A 17,135-nucleotide genomic window follows, 5' to 3' on the forward strand; every position below is an offset into this window, starting at 1 on the left:
CCCTTTTTGTGTCATTCGGGGTCGTAGTCGAGGTTGGAGGCCAGCCAGCGTTCGGCCTGGGCGCGGTCCACGCCCTTGCGGCGGGCGTAGTCGCTGACCTGTTCGCGGCTGAGCCGGCCGACCACGAAGTACTGGCTCTGCGGATGGCTGAAGTAGTAGCCCGAGACAGCGGCCGTGGGCAGCATCGCGAAGCTCTCGGTCAGTTCCATGCCGGCGTTTGCTTCGGCCTGCAGCAGGTCGAACAGGCGCCGTTTCTCGCTGTGTTCCGGGCAGGCCGGATAGCCAGGCGCCGGCCGGATGCCGCGATACTGCTCGTCGATCAGGGCGTCGTTGTCCAGCGCCTCGGCGCGCTCATGGCCCCAGAATTCGGTACGCACGCGCTGGTGCAGGCGCTCGGCCAGCGCCTCGGCGAGGCGGTCGGCCAGTGCTTTCAGCAGGATCGCGTTGTAGTCGTCATGCTCGGCCTCGAAGCGCGCGACGTGCGCGTCGATGCCGATACCGGCAGTGACTGCGAACGCGCCGATCCAGTCCTGCTTGCCACTGTCGAGGGGCGCGATGAAATCGGCCAGGCAGAAGTCCGGGCGCTCGGCCGGCTTGTCCACCTGCTGGCGCAGGAAGTGCAGGGTGGTTTCGCCCTGCGGGTGCTGCACGCGGACGTCGTCGCCGATGCTGTTGGCCGGCCACAGGCCGAACACGGCCTTGGCCGTCAGCCACTTCTCGCCGACGATGCGCTCGAGCATCGCGCGCGCATCGCGGTACAGCTCGCTGGCCTGGGTGCCGACGATCTCGTCGGTGAGGATGGCCGGGAACTTGCCGGCCAGCTCCCAGGCCTGGAAGAACGGCGTCCAGTCGATGTAGTCGACCAGCTCGTCCAGCGGGTAGTCGTCGAATACGTGCAGGCCGGGTTGTTCCGGTGCCGGTGGCGTGTAGCTGTCCCAGCCGCCCTGGAATTTCTGCGCGCGCGCATGTTCCAGCGTCACCAGGCGCTTGGCGTCGCCACGGTTGCGGTGGCGGGCGCGGATCTCGGCATAGTCGGCTTCGTTGGCGGCGACGAAGGCTTCGCGCAGGTCGCGTGAGATCAGCGACTGGGCCACGCCCACCGCGCGCGAGGCGTCCTTCACCCACACCGTAGGCGCTTTGTAGTGCGGGTCGATCTTCAGCGCGGTGTGCGCGCGCGAGGTGGTGGCGCCGCCGATCAGCAGCGGCAGGTCGAAGCCCTGGCGCTCCATCTCGCGGGCGACGTGGCTCATCTCCTCCAGCGACGGGGTGATCAGTCCGGACAGGCCGACCAGGTCGGCGTTGTGCTCGCGGGCGGCATCGAGGATCTTCTGCGCCGGCACCATCACGCCCAGGTCGACCACCTCGAAGTTGTTGCAGGCCAGGACCACGCCGACGATGTTCTTGCCGATGTCATGCACATCGCCCTTCACCGTGGCCATGATGATCTTGCCATTGCTCTTGGCGGTATCACCGCTGCGTGCCTTCTCCGCCTCGATGTACGGCAGCAGGTAGGCCACCGCCTTCTTCATCACGCGTGCGGATTTCACCACCTGCGGCAGGAACATCTTGCCGGCACCGAACAGGTCGCCCACGATGTTCATGCCGTCCATCAGCGGGCCCTCGATCACGTCCAGCGGGCGGCTGGAGGCCTGCCGGGCCAGCTCGGTGTCTTCCTCGACAAAGGCATCCAGGCCGTGCACCAGCGCATGTGCCAGGCGCTGCGCCACCGGCTTCCCGCGCCAGGCCAGGTCCTCGGTCTTCGCCGCGCCCTTGCTGCCCTTGTAGCGCTCGGCGATCTGCAGCAGGCGCTCGGTGGCATCGCTGCGGCGGTTGAGGATCACGTCCTCGACGCGCTCGCGCAGCTCAGGCTCCAGCTCGTCGTAGATCGGCATGGCGCCGGCGTTGACGATGCCCATGTCCATGCCGGCGGCGATGGCGTGGTAGAGGAACACCGAGTGGATGGCCTGGCGCACCGTTTCGTTGCCGCGGAACGAGAACGAGACGTTGGAGACGCCGCCGGAGACGTGGCAGTACGGCAGGGTCTGCTTGATGATGCGGGTGGCTTCGATGAAGTCCACCGCATAGTTGTCGTGCTCTTCGATGCCGGTGGCGACAGCGAAGATGTTCGGGTCGAAGATGATGTCCTGCGGCGGGAAGCCGATCTCGTCGACCAGGATGCGGTAGGCGCGGGTGCAGATCTCGACCTTGCGCGCGCAGGTATCGGCCTGCCCGCTTTCATCGAAGGCCATGACCACCGCGGCGGCGCCATAGCGCAGGACCTTGCGCGCGTGTTCGCGGAACAGCGCCTCGCCTTCCTTCAGCGAGATCGAATTGACCACGCTCTTGCCCTGCAGGCACTTCAGCCCGGCCTCGATCACGCTCCACTTGGAGGAGTCGACCATGACCGGGATGCGGGCGATGTCCGGCTCGGACATGATCAGGTTAAGGTAACGGGTCATCGCCGCTTCCGAATCGATCAGGCCCTCGTCCATGTTGACGTCGAGGATCTGCGCGCCGCTGGCGACCTGCTGGCGGGCCACGTCCACCGCTTCTTCGTAGCGGCCTTCCTTGATGAGCTTGCGGAACTGCGCACTGCCGGTGACGTTGGTGCGTTCGCCGACGTTGATGAACAGCAGGTCCGGAGTGATGACCAGGGGTTCCAGGCCGGACAGGCGGGTAGGGCGGACAGGCGTCATGGCAGGCGTCGGCTCAACAGCAGGAGGGCGGGAAGTGTGGAACGGTGGCGGCGACATTCATGCGGCCTGCTCCTGGACACCGGGCAGGGCGCGGGGCGGCAGCCCGGCCACGGCCCGGGCGATCGCACGGATGTGGTCGGGGGTGGAGCCGCAGCAGCCGCCGACCAGGTTCAACAGGCCAGCCTCGGCGAAGCCGCGCAGGGTGGTGGCCATCTCTTCAGGCGTTTCGTCGTACTCGCCGAAGGCGTTGGGCAGGCCCGCGTTGGGGTGCGCGCTGACGTAACAGTCGGCGACCTGCGAGAGGGTCTCCACGTGCGGGCGCATCGCCTCGGCGCCCAGCGCGCAGTTCAAGCCGATCGACAGCGGGCGCGCATGCGCCAGTGACGCATGGAAGGCCTCGGCGGTCTGCCCGGACAAGGTGCGCCCGGAGGCGTCGGTGATGGTGCCGGAGATCATCACCGGCAGGCGTGCACCACGCGCGTCGAAGGCCTCCTCCAGCGCATACAGCGCGGCCTTGGCATTGAGCGTGTCGAAGATGGTCTCGACCATGAGGGTGTCGGCGCCGCCATCGATCAGGCCCTCGATGGCTTCGCGATAGGTGTCGCGCAACGCGTCGAAGCTGGTGTTGCGGAAGCCCGGATCGTTGACGTCGGGACTGATCGAAGCGGTGCGGCTGGTGGGACCGATCACCCCGATCACGAAGCGCGGCTTGCTTGGCGTGGCCGCAGCCACCGCATCGCAGCAGGCGCGTGCAACGGCGGCGCCGGCCTTGTTCAGCTCGTACACCAGGTGTTCGAGGTGGTAGTCGGCCTGGCTGACCGAAGTGGCGTTGAAGGTGTTGGTCTCGACCAGATCCGCCCCGGCGTCCAGGTATGCGGTATGGATGTCGGCGATGACCTGCGGCCGGGTCAACAGCAGCAGGTCGTTGTTGCCCTTCAGGTCATGGCCTTCAGGCGTGCCGTGGTCGCAGCCGGGACCGTGCGCATGGTCATAGCCACCGGCGAATCGCTCGCCGCGGTAGTCGTCTTCCTGCAGACCATGGCGCTGGATCATCGTGCCCATCGCGCCGTCGATGATCAGGATCCGCTCGCGCAGGGCGTCGAGCAGGGCGTTGGCACGGTCAGGATGCAACCAGGGCAGGGCGGGCATGGTGGTCTCGGGCTCAGGGCTTGTTGGCGATCAGCGAAATCACTTCGAAGTGCGGCGGACGCTTCTCGCGGGTGACCGTTTCCAGGCTGGACACCTGCAGGCCGGCCTTGTCGACGAACTTGCGCAGCTCCTTGTCGCTGAAGCCGAGGTTGACGTGGCCATAGGCCTCCACCGCTGCCTTGTGCTCGTGACGGGCCAGGCTGCACAGCAGCAGGCGGCCGCCCGGGCGCAGCACGCGTGCGGCTTCGGTTACGGCCTGCGCCGGCTTGCTGGCATAGGTCAGCGCGTGCATCAGCACCACCAGGTCGAAGCTGCCGTCCTTGAACGGCAGGGCATGCATGTCACCCTCGCGGACTTCCACATTGGGCAGCCGGCGCAGGCGCTCGCTGGCAGCGGCGACCACGCGCGCGCTGGTATCGATGCAGATGTAGCGCTTGGCGTGGGGGGCGACCAGTTCGGCCAGCACGCCGTCACCGGAGGCGATGTCCAGCACGTCGCCGGTCTCCAGCAACGGCAAGGCGGTGCGCGCCAGCGCCTCCCAGGTACGGCCCGGAGAGTAGTGGCGCTCCATGTCGCCGGCCACGCTGTCGGCCCAGTTCTGGTCAGAGGCGCGATGGGCCAGCACTGCAGCCACGCGCTCGGCATCCTGGCGCAGCAACGGGTCGTCGCTTCCGTTGCTCAAGGCATGCCACAATGCACGCTGCGCCGGGTCCAGCTGGGCTTCGTCGAAACGGTAGTAGGCCGACACGCCGGCACGGCGGTCGCGGACCAGGCCGGCTTCCTTCAGGCGCGCCAGGTGGGTGGACACGCGCGGCTGCGCCAGCCGGGTGATTGCCGACAGTTCGGCCACGGTCAGTTCCTCCTGCTCCAGCAGCGCCAGCAGGCGCACGCGGGTGGCATCGGCGAACACCTTCAGGCGGGTCGACCAGTCTTCCAGATCCATAAATATCTACCTATCGCGATATAGAGATATATTCGCCGAGAAGGCCTGCCGCGGTCAAGTCGCCAGCGTACGGAAACAGCCGGCCCCCGGTACAATCGGAGCACCTGGGCGCGCCGTATGCGGCCCATAACTTCATGTACCCGGGAGGGTGTTGTGGATTTCAGCTTTACCGAAGAGCAGTTGATGCTGCAGGACGTTGCGCGGCGCATCGCGCAGGAGAAGATCGCCCCGAGCGCGGAGCACCATGACCGTACCGGCGAGTTCCCGCTCGACAACATCCGCCTGCTGGGCGAGAACGGCCTGATGGGCATCGAAGTGCCGACCGAATACGGTGGCGCGGGCATGGACCCGGTTGCGTACGTGCTGGCGATGGTGGAGGTCGCCGCCGCCGACGCAGCCCATTCGACCATCATGTCGGTCAACAACTCGCTGTTCTGCAACGGCATCCTCACCCACGGTACCGAGCAGCAGAAGCAGACCTACGTGCGTGCCATCGCCGAGGGCGAGGCCATTGGCGCGTTCGCGCTGACCGAGCCGCAGTCCGGCTCCGATGCCACCGCCATGCGCTGCCGCGCGGTGAAGCAGGCCGACGGCACCTTCGTCATCAACGGCAAGAAGAGCTGGATCACCTCCGGCCCGGTGGCCAAGTACATCGTGCTGTTCGCGATGAGCGAGCCGGACAAGGGCGCGCGCGGCATCACCGCCTTCCTCATCGATACCGACAAGGCCGGTTTCGGTCGTGGCAAGACCGAGCCCAAGCTGGGCATCCGCGCCTCGGCCACCTGCGAGATCGAGTTCAATGATTACGTGGCGCAGGCCGAGGACGTTCTGGGCCAGGAAGGCGAGGGCTTCAAGATCGCCATGAGCGTGCTCGATGCCGGCCGCATCGGTATCGCCTCGCAGGCCATCGGCATCGCCCGTGCCGCCTATGAAGCGACCCTGGAGTACGTGAAGGAGCGCAAGGCCTTCGGTGCCGCCATCGGCACCTTCCAGATGACCCAGGCCAAGATTGCAGACATGAAGTGCAAGCTGGATGCAGCGCTGCTGCTGACGTTGCGCGCGGCTTGGGTGAAGGGCCAGGGCAAGCGCTTCAGCAACGAAGCCGCCATCGCCAAGCTCACCGCCTCGGAAGCGGCGATGTGGATCACCCACCAGGCGGTGCAGATCCACGGCGGCATGGGGTACTCGAAGGAGATGCCGCTGGAGCGTTACTTCCGTGATGCCAAGATCACCGAGATCTATGAAGGCACCTCGGAAATCCAGCGCCTGGTGATCGCCCGCAACGAAACCGGGCTGCGCTGAGACGCAACGGCCGCGCCGCTGCAAGGGCGGCGCGGCCGGTCGATCCGCGCCACGCGTGGATGCGCTGTGCTCTTGGCCGAACGATGCCGGATCTGTTCCAATGCAGGCCGTTTCCATACGGTCTGCACAGATGATCTATCGTGGTTGGGGAATCCTGACACTGATCACGCCGATCGCAGCGATCCTGCTGCTGGCGTATTTCTTCCCGCACGCAGGCCCCAAGGGCGACACCCCACTCTCGCAGGTGTTGCTGGGTGCCAGCATTGGCGCGGCGGTGAACGTGCTGCTGGGCCTGTGGCTCAACCGGGCACCCCGGCAGAAGGGCGAAGTGGCGCCCCATCATTTCTTTTTCGTGCCGATGCAGTGGGCTGCACTGGTAATCGTGGCAGTGTGCGTGGTGGTCGCGCTGTTGCGCTGAGACGTGACTCGAACGGAGCCCACCAAGGTTGGCGGCTACCGGGCATGCCGTTGCCCTGGTAGATGCCAACCTTGGTTGGCATGAATTCAAAGGCGGCAAGAAAAAGGCCCCGGATCGCTCCGGGGCCTTTTCGTTTCAGCGCACTGCCGGATCAACGATCCGGGCGGTGTGCAGCATCCGCGTCGCGCTGGCGTTCCATGAACTCCTTGGACGGTTCATCCAGCTTGTCGCCCAGCATGCGGCGCACGACCACGAAGAACGCCGGGATCATCAGCAGGCCGAGCAGGGTGGCGAACAGCATGCCGCCGATCACGCCGGTACCGATGGCGTGGCGGGAATTGGCGCCGGCGCCGGTGGAGATCGCCATCGGGATCACGCCCATGATGAACGCGAACGAGGTCATCAGGATCGGGCGGAAGCGCAGGCGGGCCGCTTCGATGGTGGCATCGCGCAGGTTCTTGCCGGCTGCGCGCTGCTCCACCGCGAACTCCACGATCAGGATCGCGTTCTTCGCGGCCAGGCCGATCACGGTGATCAGGCCGATCTTGAAGAACAGATCGTTGGGCAGGCCGCGCAGCATCGACAGGCCCAGTGCGCCCAGCACGCCCAGCGGCACCACCAGCAGCACCGCCACCGGGATCGACCAGCTTTCATACAGGGCGGCCAGGCACAGGAACACCACCACGATGGACAGCACCAGCAGCAGCGTGGCGGCATTGCCGGCCAGGATTTCCTGGTAGGACATGCCGGACCAGTCGTAGCCGAAGCCGGCCGGCAGGTCGTCGTTGACGATGCTCTCCATGGTCTGCATCGCTTCGCCCGAGCTGGTGCCCGGGGCCTGCGAGCCGACGATGTTGATCGCCGAGTAGCCGTTGTAGCGGCTCAGCGACGGCGGTGCCGACACCCATTCGGACTTGACCACCGTGTTGAGCGGGATCATCGCGTTGGTGCCATCGGCGTTCTGGGTCAGGGTGGAGGGGCTGTAGAAGCTCTTCAGCGACTCCTGGCCGGTGCGGTACGGGCCATCGGCCTGCATGGTCACGCGCTTGATGCGGCCTTCGTAGAAGAAGTCGTTGACATAGACCGGGGCCAGCATCAGCTGGATGGTGCTGTACACGTCCGACACCGACATGCCCATCGACTGCGCCTGCACGCGGTCCACGTGCAGCTGCAGCTGCGGGGCGTTCTCCAGCCCGTTCGGACGCACGCCGACCAGGGCTTCGGGCTTCTGCGCGGCCTTGCCCAGCAGGATGTTGCGCGCCTGGGTCAGCTGTTCGTAGCCGGCACCACTGCGGTCCTGCAGCCACATGTCGAAGCCGCCGAACTGGCCGAGGCCCTGCACGGTGGGCAGGTTGACCACGAAGATCTGCGCTTCCTTGATGCCGTAGAACGCGCCGTTCATGTTCTGGATGAACTCGGGCGCGGTGAACTTGCGTTCCTCCCACGGCTTCAGGCGGATGAAGCCCATGCCCACGTTCTCGCCGGAACCGACGAAGCTGAAGCCGGCCACCTGCAGCATGCCTTCATAGCCATCCTGCTTTTCCAGGATGCCACGCATCTGCGCGAACACTTCGTTGGTCTGGCCCTTGGTCGAGCCTGGCGGCAGCTGCACGATCGCCAGCGCATAGCCCTGGTCTTCTTCCGGCAGGAAGCTGCCCGGCATGCGGGTGAACAGGAAGCCGCACAGCGCGGTCAGCACCACGAACAGGATCATCCAGCGCGGCGCATGGCGCACCGCCGAGGTGATGTGGCCCACGTAGGTGTGGCTGATCTTGTCGTAGTACTTGTTGAAGGTGCGGTAGACGATGTTCGGGTTGTCGTTGTGCGTCGGCTTGAGGAAGGTCGCGCACAGCGCCGGGGTGAAGCCCAGTGCCAGGAACGCCGAGAACGCCATCGAGATGGCGATGGTCAGGGCGAACTGCTTGTAGATCTCACCGGCGGCGCCGCCCTGCAGGGCGGACGGGATGAACACCGCCGCCAGCACGACGGTGATCGCCACCACCGCGCCGGTGATCTGGGTCATTGCCTTCTGCGTGGCCGGCTTCGGCGCCAGGCCTTCCTCGCTCATGATGCGTTCGACGTTCTCGATCACCACGATCGCATCGTCGACCACGATGCCGATCGCCAGCACCATCGCGAACAGGGTCAGCTGGTTGATCGTGAAGCCGATCATCCACATGCCCAGGAAGGTACCGAGCAGGGCGACGGGGATGACCAGGGTCGGGATCAGTGTGGCGCGGAAGTTCTGCAGGAAGATCAGCATCACCAGGAACACCAGCAGGACCGCTTCAAACAGGGTCTTGACCACTTCCTGGATCGAGATCTTGACGAAGGTGGTGCTGTCGTACGGCGAGAACCAGGTCACCCCGGACGGGAAACTGGGCTGCAGCTCGTCCATCTTGGCGCGCACCGCTTCGGCCACGTTCAGGGCGTTGGCGCCCGGCAGCAGCTGGATGGCGAAGGCGCCGGTCGGCTTGCCGTTGTACTGGGTGTCGAAGCCGTAGTTGTTGGCACCGAAGGCGACGCGGGCGATGTCCTTGAGCAGCACGCGCGAGCCATCGGCGTTGGCGCGCAGGATGATGTTCTCGAATTCCTGCGGCGAGCTGAAGCGGCCTTCGGCCGAGACCGTGGCGGTGAAGTGCTGGCCTTCCGGCGACGGGTCCGAACCCAGCGCACCGGCGGCGAACTGCACGTTCTGCGCACGTACCGCGGCCAGTACCTGGCTGGCCGACAGGCCATAGCCCTGCATCTTCTCCGGGTTCAGCCAGATGTTCATGGCGTACTCGGAACCGAACTGCTGGGTGCTGCCGACGCCGGGGATACGCGAGACCTGGTCGAGCACGCGCGAGCCGACGATGTCGTTCAGGGCGTCACGGTTGATGGTCGGGGTATCGGACTGCAGCGCCACCACCATCAGGAAGCCGGCATTGGCCTTGGCCACCACCACGCCCTGCTGGGTCACTTCCGAAGGCAGTCGTGGCGTGGCCAGCGACACCTTGTTCTGCACCTGCACCTGGGCGATGTCCGGATCGGTACCGGTCTCGAAGGTCAGGGTGATCTGCGCGCGGCCGTTGGAGGCCGACGAGGAGCTGAAGTACAGCAGGTGATCGATACCGGTCAGCTGCTGCTCGATCACCTGGGTGACCGATTTCTCGGTGGTGTCCGCGCTGGCGCCCGGGTAGGTCGCCGAGACGGTGACCTGCGGCGGGGCGATGTTGGGATAGGACTCCACGCCCAGGTTGAGGATCGCGATCACGCCGCTGAGCGAGATCAGGATCGCAACCACCCAGGCGAAGACTGGATGTTCGATGAAAAATTTAGGCATGACGGAAGGTTCCCGTTACTGCTTGTTCGAATCGGTGGCGGCCGGCTTGGCCGCATCGGCCTGTTCCGGCTTGGCCGCGTCGGCCGGTGCCTTGCCTGCCGCCGGTGCTGCGCCCGCCGGAGCGGCGCCGCCTGCGGCAGGCTTGCCGTTGGCGTCCTGCCCCGGGGTCCACGGCTTGGCCACCGCCGGTGCACCTTCCTTGACCTTCTGCACGCCGGCCACGATCACCTTGTCACCGGCGGCCAGGCCGTCGCTGACCAGCCAGTTGCCGTTCTGCGCGCCATCGGTCTTCACGTTCTTGCGCACCACCTTGCCGTCGGCACCGACCACCATCACGTAGCCGCCGGTGGTGTCACGCAGCAGCGCCTGCTGCGGCACCAGGTAGGCATTGTTGCGCTCGCCCAGGTTGGCCTGGAAGCTGACGAAGGCGCCCGGCAGCAGGATCTGCTGGGGGTTCGGCAGCAGCGCACGCAGCGACACCGCACCGGTGGCCGGGTCGACCGTGGTCGAGGAGAAGTCCAGCGTGCCCGGCTCACCATAGGTGCTGCCGTCGGCCAGCTTGACGTTGACCGTGGCCTTGCCGTCGCCGGACAGCGCCAGCGAGCCCTTGGCCTGCTGCGCGCGAAGCTGGGTCAGCTCATCCACGCTCAGCGAGAAGTTCACATACAGCGGGTCGAGCTGGTCAACGGTGGTCAGCAGGGTCACATCGCCCTGGCCGACCAGCGCGCCCTCGGTGACCTGCTGCTTGTTGGCCACGCCACTGATCGGCGCGGTCACTTCGGCGTAGCCCAGGTTGATCCGCGAAGAGGTCACTGCCGCTTCGGCCTGCTTGACGGCGGCCAGGGCGGTGCGCTCGGCCGATTCGGCGTTGTCCAGGTCGGACTTGGAGACGAACTGCTGCGGCGCCAGCGAGCGCGCGCGATCGGCGGCGACCTTGGCATTGGCGTAGGTGGCGCGGGCCGAAGCCAGCTGGGCCTCGGAGGCGTTGAGCGAGGCACGCAACGGCGCCGGGTCGATCAGGAACAGGGTCTGGCCCTGCTTGACCTGCGAACCTTCCTGGTAAACGCGCTTGAGCAGCACGCCGGGTACGCGTGCGCGGACGTCGGCGCTGCGGAACGGCGACAGGCGGCCGACCAGCTCGCGCTGCAGCGGCAGGGTCTGCGGCTTGGCGTCGATCACGCCCACCTCCGGCGGCGGGGGCGTCTGCTGTTCCGGCTTCTTGCAGGCAGCCAGCGCGACAGCAACGGCGCACGTCAAGGCAAGGGTGCGGAGTGGGGCGGTCATCAGGAGGAACTCCGGGGTTGGTTTGTAGACGGGGCCGGCGACGGCTGTGGCGCGAACGCGCGCAGGAAGCTGTCGACGGAGAACTCTGCCCAGCGCCGACGCAGGAGCGCGTCATCACGATGGGGGGTATGGAAGCGCTGTTTGTCGAAATCCTGACCGGCGATCATGCTCAGCAGCAGTTCGGCCATGAAGTGCGGGTCGTCATGCCGGAGCTGGCCTTGCATGCAAACGGTTTCAATCCATTCAGCAAGATGAAGCGTCAGCGCGCCGGCACCGTGCCGGTACAGCGTACGCGCCTCTTCGGGAAACTGGGCTGCCTCGGCTGCAATCAGCCGGCAGGCCTGTCCTACGTGCGGTTGGTTGAAATGCTCCAGGAAGTCGGTGGCGAACTGGAGAAGGCTGGCACGCAGGTCGTCACCGCGGAGTGCACGCAGCATGGCCCCGGTGGCGTGGCCGACGTGGCGCTGCATCACCCGGCGCAGCAGTTCCTGCTTGCTGCCGTAGCGCGAGTACAGGGTCTGCTTGGAGCAGCCGGCATGCTGGGCCACCGCGTCCATGCTCATCTGCATGCCCTGCTCGGCCAGCAGTCTGCGCACGGCATCGAACACGCGCTCATCGCGCGCGTCGAGGGCAACGGGGAGGTAGGCCGGGTTCACGCGGTGGACTATACCGTCCAGTTCAGGATTGTGGAATCGAATCGGCGTCGCCGCGTGTGTCTTCCGGTAACACGCTTTGCCGATCCTGTCGGCAGTGCTGAAGCAGGCGCCAGCTCCATACCGGAGCGAACTGAATAGGCGTCTAAACCGCAGCAAACCCGAATCTGCTTATTCCGTCCTGCAGCAAGGCCTTTTCGTGCGGTAGGGCTACAATTTCATTTTCCCAACTGAGCAAGCGCATCGCTCTGCCATGAAACCGCAAAAAACCGCAGCCAAGACCGTGAAAAACAAGACGAAACCAGCAGAGTCGGAGGTCGCAGTGACCGCTGGTTTCTCCCTGGAGCCGGTGTACACGGCCTTGCGCAAGCGCTACCCCGCGGCCGCACAGGCCGAAGCGGTGGCCTTCGCCACTGACTTCTACAAGCGCATGGAATCGGACGAGTTCCCGCACCACAGCGCTGAAGAGTGGGCCGCGCTCGCGGCTGAGACGCTGGAATTCGCCCGTGCCCGCAAGGCCGGCAAGGCCAACGTCCGCGTGTTCAATCCGACTGCGAAGGCCAACGGTTGGGAATCGCCGCACACCGTGCTGCAGATCGTCAACGACGACATGCCGTTCCTGGTCGATACCGTCACCATGTCGCTGGCCGAGCAGGGCGTGGGTGTCCACGTGCTGGGCCACCCGGTGCTGCGCTTCACCCGCGACAAGGCCGGCAAGCTGGTCAAGGTCGGCGAGGGCGATGCCGAGTCGGTGATGCTGCTGGAGATCGACCGCCAGCCGGCCGACGCCATGGCTGCCATCGAACAGGCCATCAACAAGGCGCTGGACGAAGTGCGTGCGATCGTGCGCGACTGGCAGCCGATGAAGGACAAGGCGCTGGCGCTGGCCGACGACCTCGGCAGCCGCCAGCTGCCGGTCGACGACGCATCGCGCAAGGAAGCACAGGAGTTCCTGCGCTGGGCCGCCGACAACCACTTCACCTTCTTCGGCTACCGCGAATACCGCGTCGAGAAGCAGGGCAAGGAAGAGGTGCTGGCGCCGCTGAACGACACCGGCCTGGGCCTGATGCGCGGCAAGGACAAGTCCGCCGCCCGTCCGGTCAAGACCCTGGCCGCGCAGGGCCTGAACACCACGTCCGGTCTGAAGGATGCGCTGATCCTGACCAAGACCAATGCCCGTTCGCGCGTGCATCGCGCTGGCTACATGGATTACATCGGCGTGCTGGAATTCGACGCCAAGGGCAAGATCATCGGCGAGCAGCGCTTCCTCGGCCTGTTCACCTCCAGCGCCTACAACCGCCGCCCGTGGGAAATCCCGCTGGTGCGCCAGCGCCACGAGCACGTGATGAAGCAGTCGGGCCTGGCCCCGGCCAGCCACAGTGGCAAGGCCCTGCGCCACATCCTGGAAACCCTGCCGCGCGAAGAACTGTTCCAGTCCAGCGAGGACGAACTGTTCCGCACCGCCATGGGCGTGCTGGGCCTGCAGGAGCGCGTGCGCAGCCGCCTGTTCCTGCGCCGCGACAAGTACAGCCGTTTCATCTCCGCGCTGGTCTACCTGCCGCGTGAGCGCTTCAACACCGACGTGCGCCTGCGCATCGAAGCGATGCTGAAGGACGCGCTGCACGGCGAGTACGTCGACAGCTCGGTGGTGCTGGGCGAATCGCCGCTGGCCCAGGTGCACCTGATCGTGCGCCCGAAGCCGGGTGAGATGCTCGACGTCGATACCGCCGAACTGGAGCAGAAGCTGGCCCAGGTGCTGCGCAACTGGCAGGACGACCTGCGCGAAGCGCTGGTGGCCCGCCACGGCGAGACCGAAGGCCTGCGCATCGCCGCCCGTATCGGCAAGGCGCTGCCGGCCGGCTACATCGAAGACAACAGCACCGCGGTTGCCGCCAACGATGTCAGCCAGCTCGACGCCCTGACCGGCCCGGACGACCTGCGCCTGAGCCTGCAGGCCGTGCCGCGCGAAAGCGGTGATGGCCTGCGCCTGAAGCTGTATCGCCAGCTTGACGACATTCCGCTGTCGGACGCGCTGCCGATGATGGAAAACATGGGCCTGCGCGTGATCGCCGAGCGTCCGTACCGCCTGTCGGTCGACAACGCCCCGGTGTACGTGCAGGACTTCGAGGTCGAGTCGACCGCCGGCGCGATCGATGCCGCCAGTGTCGATGAAGCCTTCGGCGAGACCTTCGCCCGCGTCTGGCACGGCGATGCCGAGAACGACGGCTTCAACCGCCTGGTGCTCGCTGCCGGCCTGCACTGGCGCCAGGTCGCCATGCTGCGCGGCTACTGCAAGTACCTGCTGCAGACCGGCGTGCCGTTCTCCCAGGCCTACGTGGAAGGCACCTTCGCGCGCTACCCGCTGCTGGCCCGCCTGCTGGTCGAGCTGTTCGAAGCCCGCTTCGATCCGGCCACCGGGCACGAAAGCAAGGACGACATCGCCGCCGGCCAGGCCCAGCTGAAGGCCCACTTCGACGTGCTGGCTGCCGGTGACGATGCCACCCTGAAGGTGCTCAAGACCGTGGTCGACGCCCGCAAGGGTGACCGCGACGCGCAGATGCAGGCCGCGCGCGATGCGCTGCTGAAGCTGATGGACCGCGTGTCCAGCCTGGACGAGGACCGCATCCTGCGCTCGTTCATGGGCGTGATCGACGCGACCCTGCGTACCAGCTACTACCAGACCGATGCCAACGGCCAGCACGGCCATGTCATCAGCTTCAAGTTCGATTCGGCGCTGGTGCCGGACCTGCCGAAGCCGCGCCCGTACCGCGAGATCTTCGTCTACGGCCCGCGCGTGGAAGGTACCCACCTGCGCTTCGGCGCGGTCGCCCGTGGTGGCCTGCGCTGGTCGGACCGTCGCGAGGACTTCCGTACCGAAGTGCTGGGCCTGGTCAAGGCACAGATGGTCAAGAACACCGTCATCGTGCCGGTCGGCGCGAAGGGCGGCTTCTTCGCCAAGACCCCGCCGGTGAACGGCGACCGTGATGCGATCTTCGCCAACGGCGTGGCCTGCTACAAGCTGTTCATCCAGGGCCTGCTGGACATCACCGACAACATCGTCAACAACAAGATCGTGCCGCCGGTGGATGTCGTGCGCCACGACATGGACGATCCGTACCTGGTGGTGGCCGCCGACAAGGGCACTGCGACCTTCTCCGACATCGCCAACGGCCTGGCCATCGCGCACGGCTTCTGGATGGGCGATGCGTTCGCCTCCGGTGGTTCGGTCGGTTACGACCACAAGGGCATGGGCATCACCGCACGCGGTGCGTGGGAGTCGGTCAAGCGCCACTTCCGTGCGCTGGGCCGTGACAGCCAGAGCCAGGACTTCACCGCGGTCGGCGTCGGCGACATGTCCGGCGACGTGTTCGGCAACGGCATGCTGCTGTCGCGCCACATCCGCCTGGTGGCTGCGTTCGATCACCGCCACATCTTCCTGGACCCGAACCCGGATGCGGCCACCACGTTCGTCGAACGTGAGCGCCTGTTCACCGTGCCGCGTTCGAGCTGGGCGGACTACGATGCCAAGCTGATCAGCAAGGGCGGCGGCGTGTACCCGCGCAGCCTGAAGTCGATCGAGATCACCCCGCAGGTGCGTGAAGCGCTGGGCCTGGACGAGAACGTCAAGGCGCTGTCGCCGAACGAACTGATGAGCGCGATCCTGAAGGCACCGGTCGACCTGCTGTGGAATGGCGGCATCGGTACCTACGTCAAGGCCGCCAGCGAGCAGCACAGCGATGTCGGCGACCGTGCCAACAACGCGCTGCGCGTGAACGGTGGCGAGCTGCGCTGCAAGGTGGTGGGCGAGGGCGGCAACCTGGGCATGACCCAGCTGGGCCGCATCGAAGCCGCGCAGGCCGGCGTGCTGCTCAACACCGACTTCATCGACAACTCGGCCGGTGTCGACACCTCCGACCATGAAGTCAACATCAAGATCCTGCTCAACGATGTGGTGCGGGCCAAGAAGCTGACCGTCGAGCAGCGCAACAAGCTGCTGGCCTCGATGACCGATGAAGTCGCCGAGCTGGTGCTCAACGACAACTACCGCCAGAACCAGGCGCTGAGCCTGATGGAGCGGATGGCGGTCAAGCGCCTGGGTTCCAAGCAGCACTTCATCCGTACCCTGGAACAGCAGGGCCTGCTTGATCGCCAGATCGAGTTCCTGCCGTCCGATGCCGAGCTGTCGCAGCGCAAGGCGCGCGGCCAGGGCCTGACCCGTCCGGAACTGTCGGTGCTGCTGTCCTACTCCAAGCTGGTGGCATTCGCCCAGCTGCTGGATTCGGACATCCCGGAAGATCCGTACCTGTCCAAGGAACTGCAGCGCTACTTCCCGACCCCGCTGCAGAAGAAGTACGCCGACGCAATGGAGCGTCACCGCCTGAAGCGCGAAATCATCGCCACGGCCGTGACCAACCAGACCATCAACCGCATGGGCGCCACCTTCCTGATGCGCATGCAGGAAGACACCGGCCGTTCCATCGCCGAGGTCGCCAAGGCTTACACCATCAGCCGTGAAACGCTGGATGCACGCGCGCTGTGGGCGCAGATCGATGCCCTCGACGGCAAGGTGCCGGAGTCGGTGCAGATCGACGCCCTGGAAGTGATCTGGAAGCTGCAGCGCTCGTTCGTGCGCTGGCTGCTGTCGCGCCCCGGCGCGATGCCCGGCATCACCGAAGCGGTCAACCGCTACCAGGGCCCGTTCAACGATATCCGCGTTGCCTCGGGTGTGCTGCCGGATTCGCAGCGTCCGACCTACGAAGCCCTGGTGGCCGAGTGGAAGGAAAAGGGCCTGCCGTCCGCGCTGGCGCAGCAGCTGGCCGAACTGCACTTCCTGGAGCCGGCGTTCGACATCATCGAACTGGCCCGTACCCGCAAGCTGAAGCCGGTGGACGTGTCCAAGGTCCACTTCCGCCTGGGCGATGCCCTGCAGCTGCCGTGGCTGTTCGAGCAGGTCGATGCGCTGGAGGTCAATGGCCGTTGGCACGCGGTGGCACGTGGCGTGCTGCGTGACGAGCTGGCCGCCAACCACCGCAACCTGGCGGGCCAGGTGCTGGGTACCAAGGGCAGCAGTGCTGAAGCAAAGGTGGCGGCCTGGATGGGTCGCGACGACAGCAGCCTGCGCTTCACCCTGGCGATGCTGGCCGAACTGGCCGAGCAGAAGACCCTGGACTACCCGACCGTTTCGGTCGCGGTGCAGCGCCTGGGTCAGCTCGCTGCGCATGGTGCGTAAGCGCATTCGCGCTGACGCCCCACGGTTTGCTCTGCAAACCGTGGGCCCCATGCCAACCATGCTCCCAGACCCCCGCGCCGTTGGCGCGCCCCCCTGACTCAGGGGGGGCTCCTGATCTGCAGCAGTTGGAGGAAC

General features: G+C 66.2%; 9 protein-coding genes. 3 read left to right on the plus strand and 6 right to left on the minus strand.

What is annotated here, in order from left to right; translation table 11 throughout:
- Positions 1–11: 11 nt before the first annotated feature.
- From metH to J3A72_RS10415, 3 genes are read right to left on the minus strand one after another with little or no spacing between them, the layout of a single operon-like run.
- Positions 12–2,696 (minus strand): methionine synthase, encoded by a 2,685-nt coding sequence (gene metH / locus J3A72_RS10405; RefSeq protein ID WP_075076589.1) that lies wholly within the window; start codon positions 2,694–2,696, stop codon positions 12–14.
- 57 nt (positions 2,697–2,753) lie between these two features.
- Positions 2,754–3,845 carry a homocysteine S-methyltransferase family protein gene (locus J3A72_RS10410; RefSeq protein WP_075076590.1) on the minus strand — a complete coding sequence of 364 codons (1,092 nt, stop codon included), beginning with the start codon at positions 3,843–3,845 and terminating at the stop codon, positions 2,754–2,756.
- Positions 3,846–3,858: 13 nt separating this feature from the next.
- Entirely contained in the window at positions 3,859–4,788 is a 930-nt protein-coding gene (locus J3A72_RS10415) for a metalloregulator ArsR/SmtB family transcription factor (protein ID WP_014037755.1), read from the minus strand.
- A gap of 153 nt (positions 4,789–4,941) precedes the next feature.
- On the opposite strand from J3A72_RS10415, the gene J3A72_RS10420 reads away from it, so the two are divergent.
- On the plus strand, positions 4,942–6,090 hold the full coding sequence (locus J3A72_RS10420) for an acyl-CoA dehydrogenase family protein (RefSeq protein ID WP_049408570.1): 1,149 nt from the start codon (positions 4,942–4,944) through the stop codon (positions 6,088–6,090).
- A 130-nt stretch (positions 6,091–6,220) separates the two neighbouring features.
- Positions 6,221–6,508, plus strand: coding sequence for a hypothetical protein (locus J3A72_RS10425; RefSeq protein ID WP_075076591.1), 288 nt, complete (start codon positions 6,221–6,223; stop codon positions 6,506–6,508).
- 151 nt (positions 6,509–6,659) lie between these two features.
- Here J3A72_RS10425 and J3A72_RS10430 read toward each other — a convergent pair whose 3' ends face one another.
- Genes J3A72_RS10430 through J3A72_RS10440 form a run of 3 tightly spaced genes read right to left on the minus strand, consistent with a single transcriptional unit; the run spans position 6,660 to position 11,773 of the window.
- Positions 6,660–9,833, minus strand: a complete 3,174-nt coding sequence (locus J3A72_RS10430) for a multidrug efflux RND transporter permease subunit (protein WP_209572015.1) — start codon at positions 9,831–9,833, stop codon at positions 6,660–6,662.
- A gap of 15 nt (positions 9,834–9,848) precedes the next feature.
- On the minus strand, positions 9,849–11,117 hold the full coding sequence (locus J3A72_RS10435) for an efflux RND transporter periplasmic adaptor subunit (protein WP_032962064.1): 1,269 nt from the start codon (positions 11,115–11,117) through the stop codon (positions 9,849–9,851).
- On the minus strand, positions 11,117–11,773 hold the full coding sequence (locus tag J3A72_RS10440) for a TetR/AcrR family transcriptional regulator (protein ID WP_046431559.1): 657 nt from the start codon (positions 11,771–11,773) through the stop codon (positions 11,117–11,119). The genes J3A72_RS10435 and J3A72_RS10440 overlap by 1 nt, the downstream gene beginning before the upstream one ends.
- Before the next feature lie 250 nt (positions 11,774–12,023).
- Between J3A72_RS10440 and J3A72_RS10445 the strand changes: the two genes are divergently transcribed.
- Positions 12,024–17,000: an NAD-glutamate dehydrogenase domain-containing protein gene (locus J3A72_RS10445; RefSeq protein WP_046431556.1), complete on the plus strand. Its 4,977-nt coding sequence runs from the start codon at positions 12,024–12,026 to the stop codon at positions 16,998–17,000.
- The last annotated feature ends 135 nt before the right edge of the window (positions 17,001–17,135 follow it).

Origin of the sequence: Stenotrophomonas sp. PvP093, assembly GCF_017876915.1 — a bacterium.
Taxonomy (GTDB): Bacteria; Pseudomonadota; Gammaproteobacteria; order Xanthomonadales; family Xanthomonadaceae; genus Stenotrophomonas; species Stenotrophomonas muris.

Excerpts from the sequence above, each read along its gene's own strand:
- metH (WP_075076589.1), bottom strand. The coding sequence starts at position 2,696 with ATGACGCCTGTCCGCCCTACCCGCCTGTCCGGCCTGGAACCCCTGGTC.
- J3A72_RS10410 (WP_075076590.1), bottom strand. The coding sequence starts at position 3,845 with ATGCCCGCCCTGCCCTGGTTGCATCCTGACCGTGCCAACGCCCTGCTC.
- J3A72_RS10415 (WP_014037755.1), bottom strand. The coding sequence starts at position 4,788 with ATGGATCTGGAAGACTGGTCGACCCGCCTGAAGGTGTTCGCCGATGCC.
- J3A72_RS10425 (WP_075076591.1), top strand. The coding sequence starts at position 6,221 with ATGATCTATCGTGGTTGGGGAATCCTGACACTGATCACGCCGATCGCA.
- J3A72_RS10430 (WP_209572015.1), bottom strand. The coding sequence starts at position 9,833 with ATGCCTAAATTTTTCATCGAACATCCAGTCTTCGCCTGGGTGGTTGCG.
- J3A72_RS10435 (WP_032962064.1), bottom strand. The coding sequence starts at position 11,117 with ATGACCGCCCCACTCCGCACCCTTGCCTTGACGTGCGCCGTTGCTGTC.
- J3A72_RS10445 (WP_046431556.1), top strand. The coding sequence starts at position 12,024 with ATGAAACCGCAAAAAACCGCAGCCAAGACCGTGAAAAACAAGACGAAA.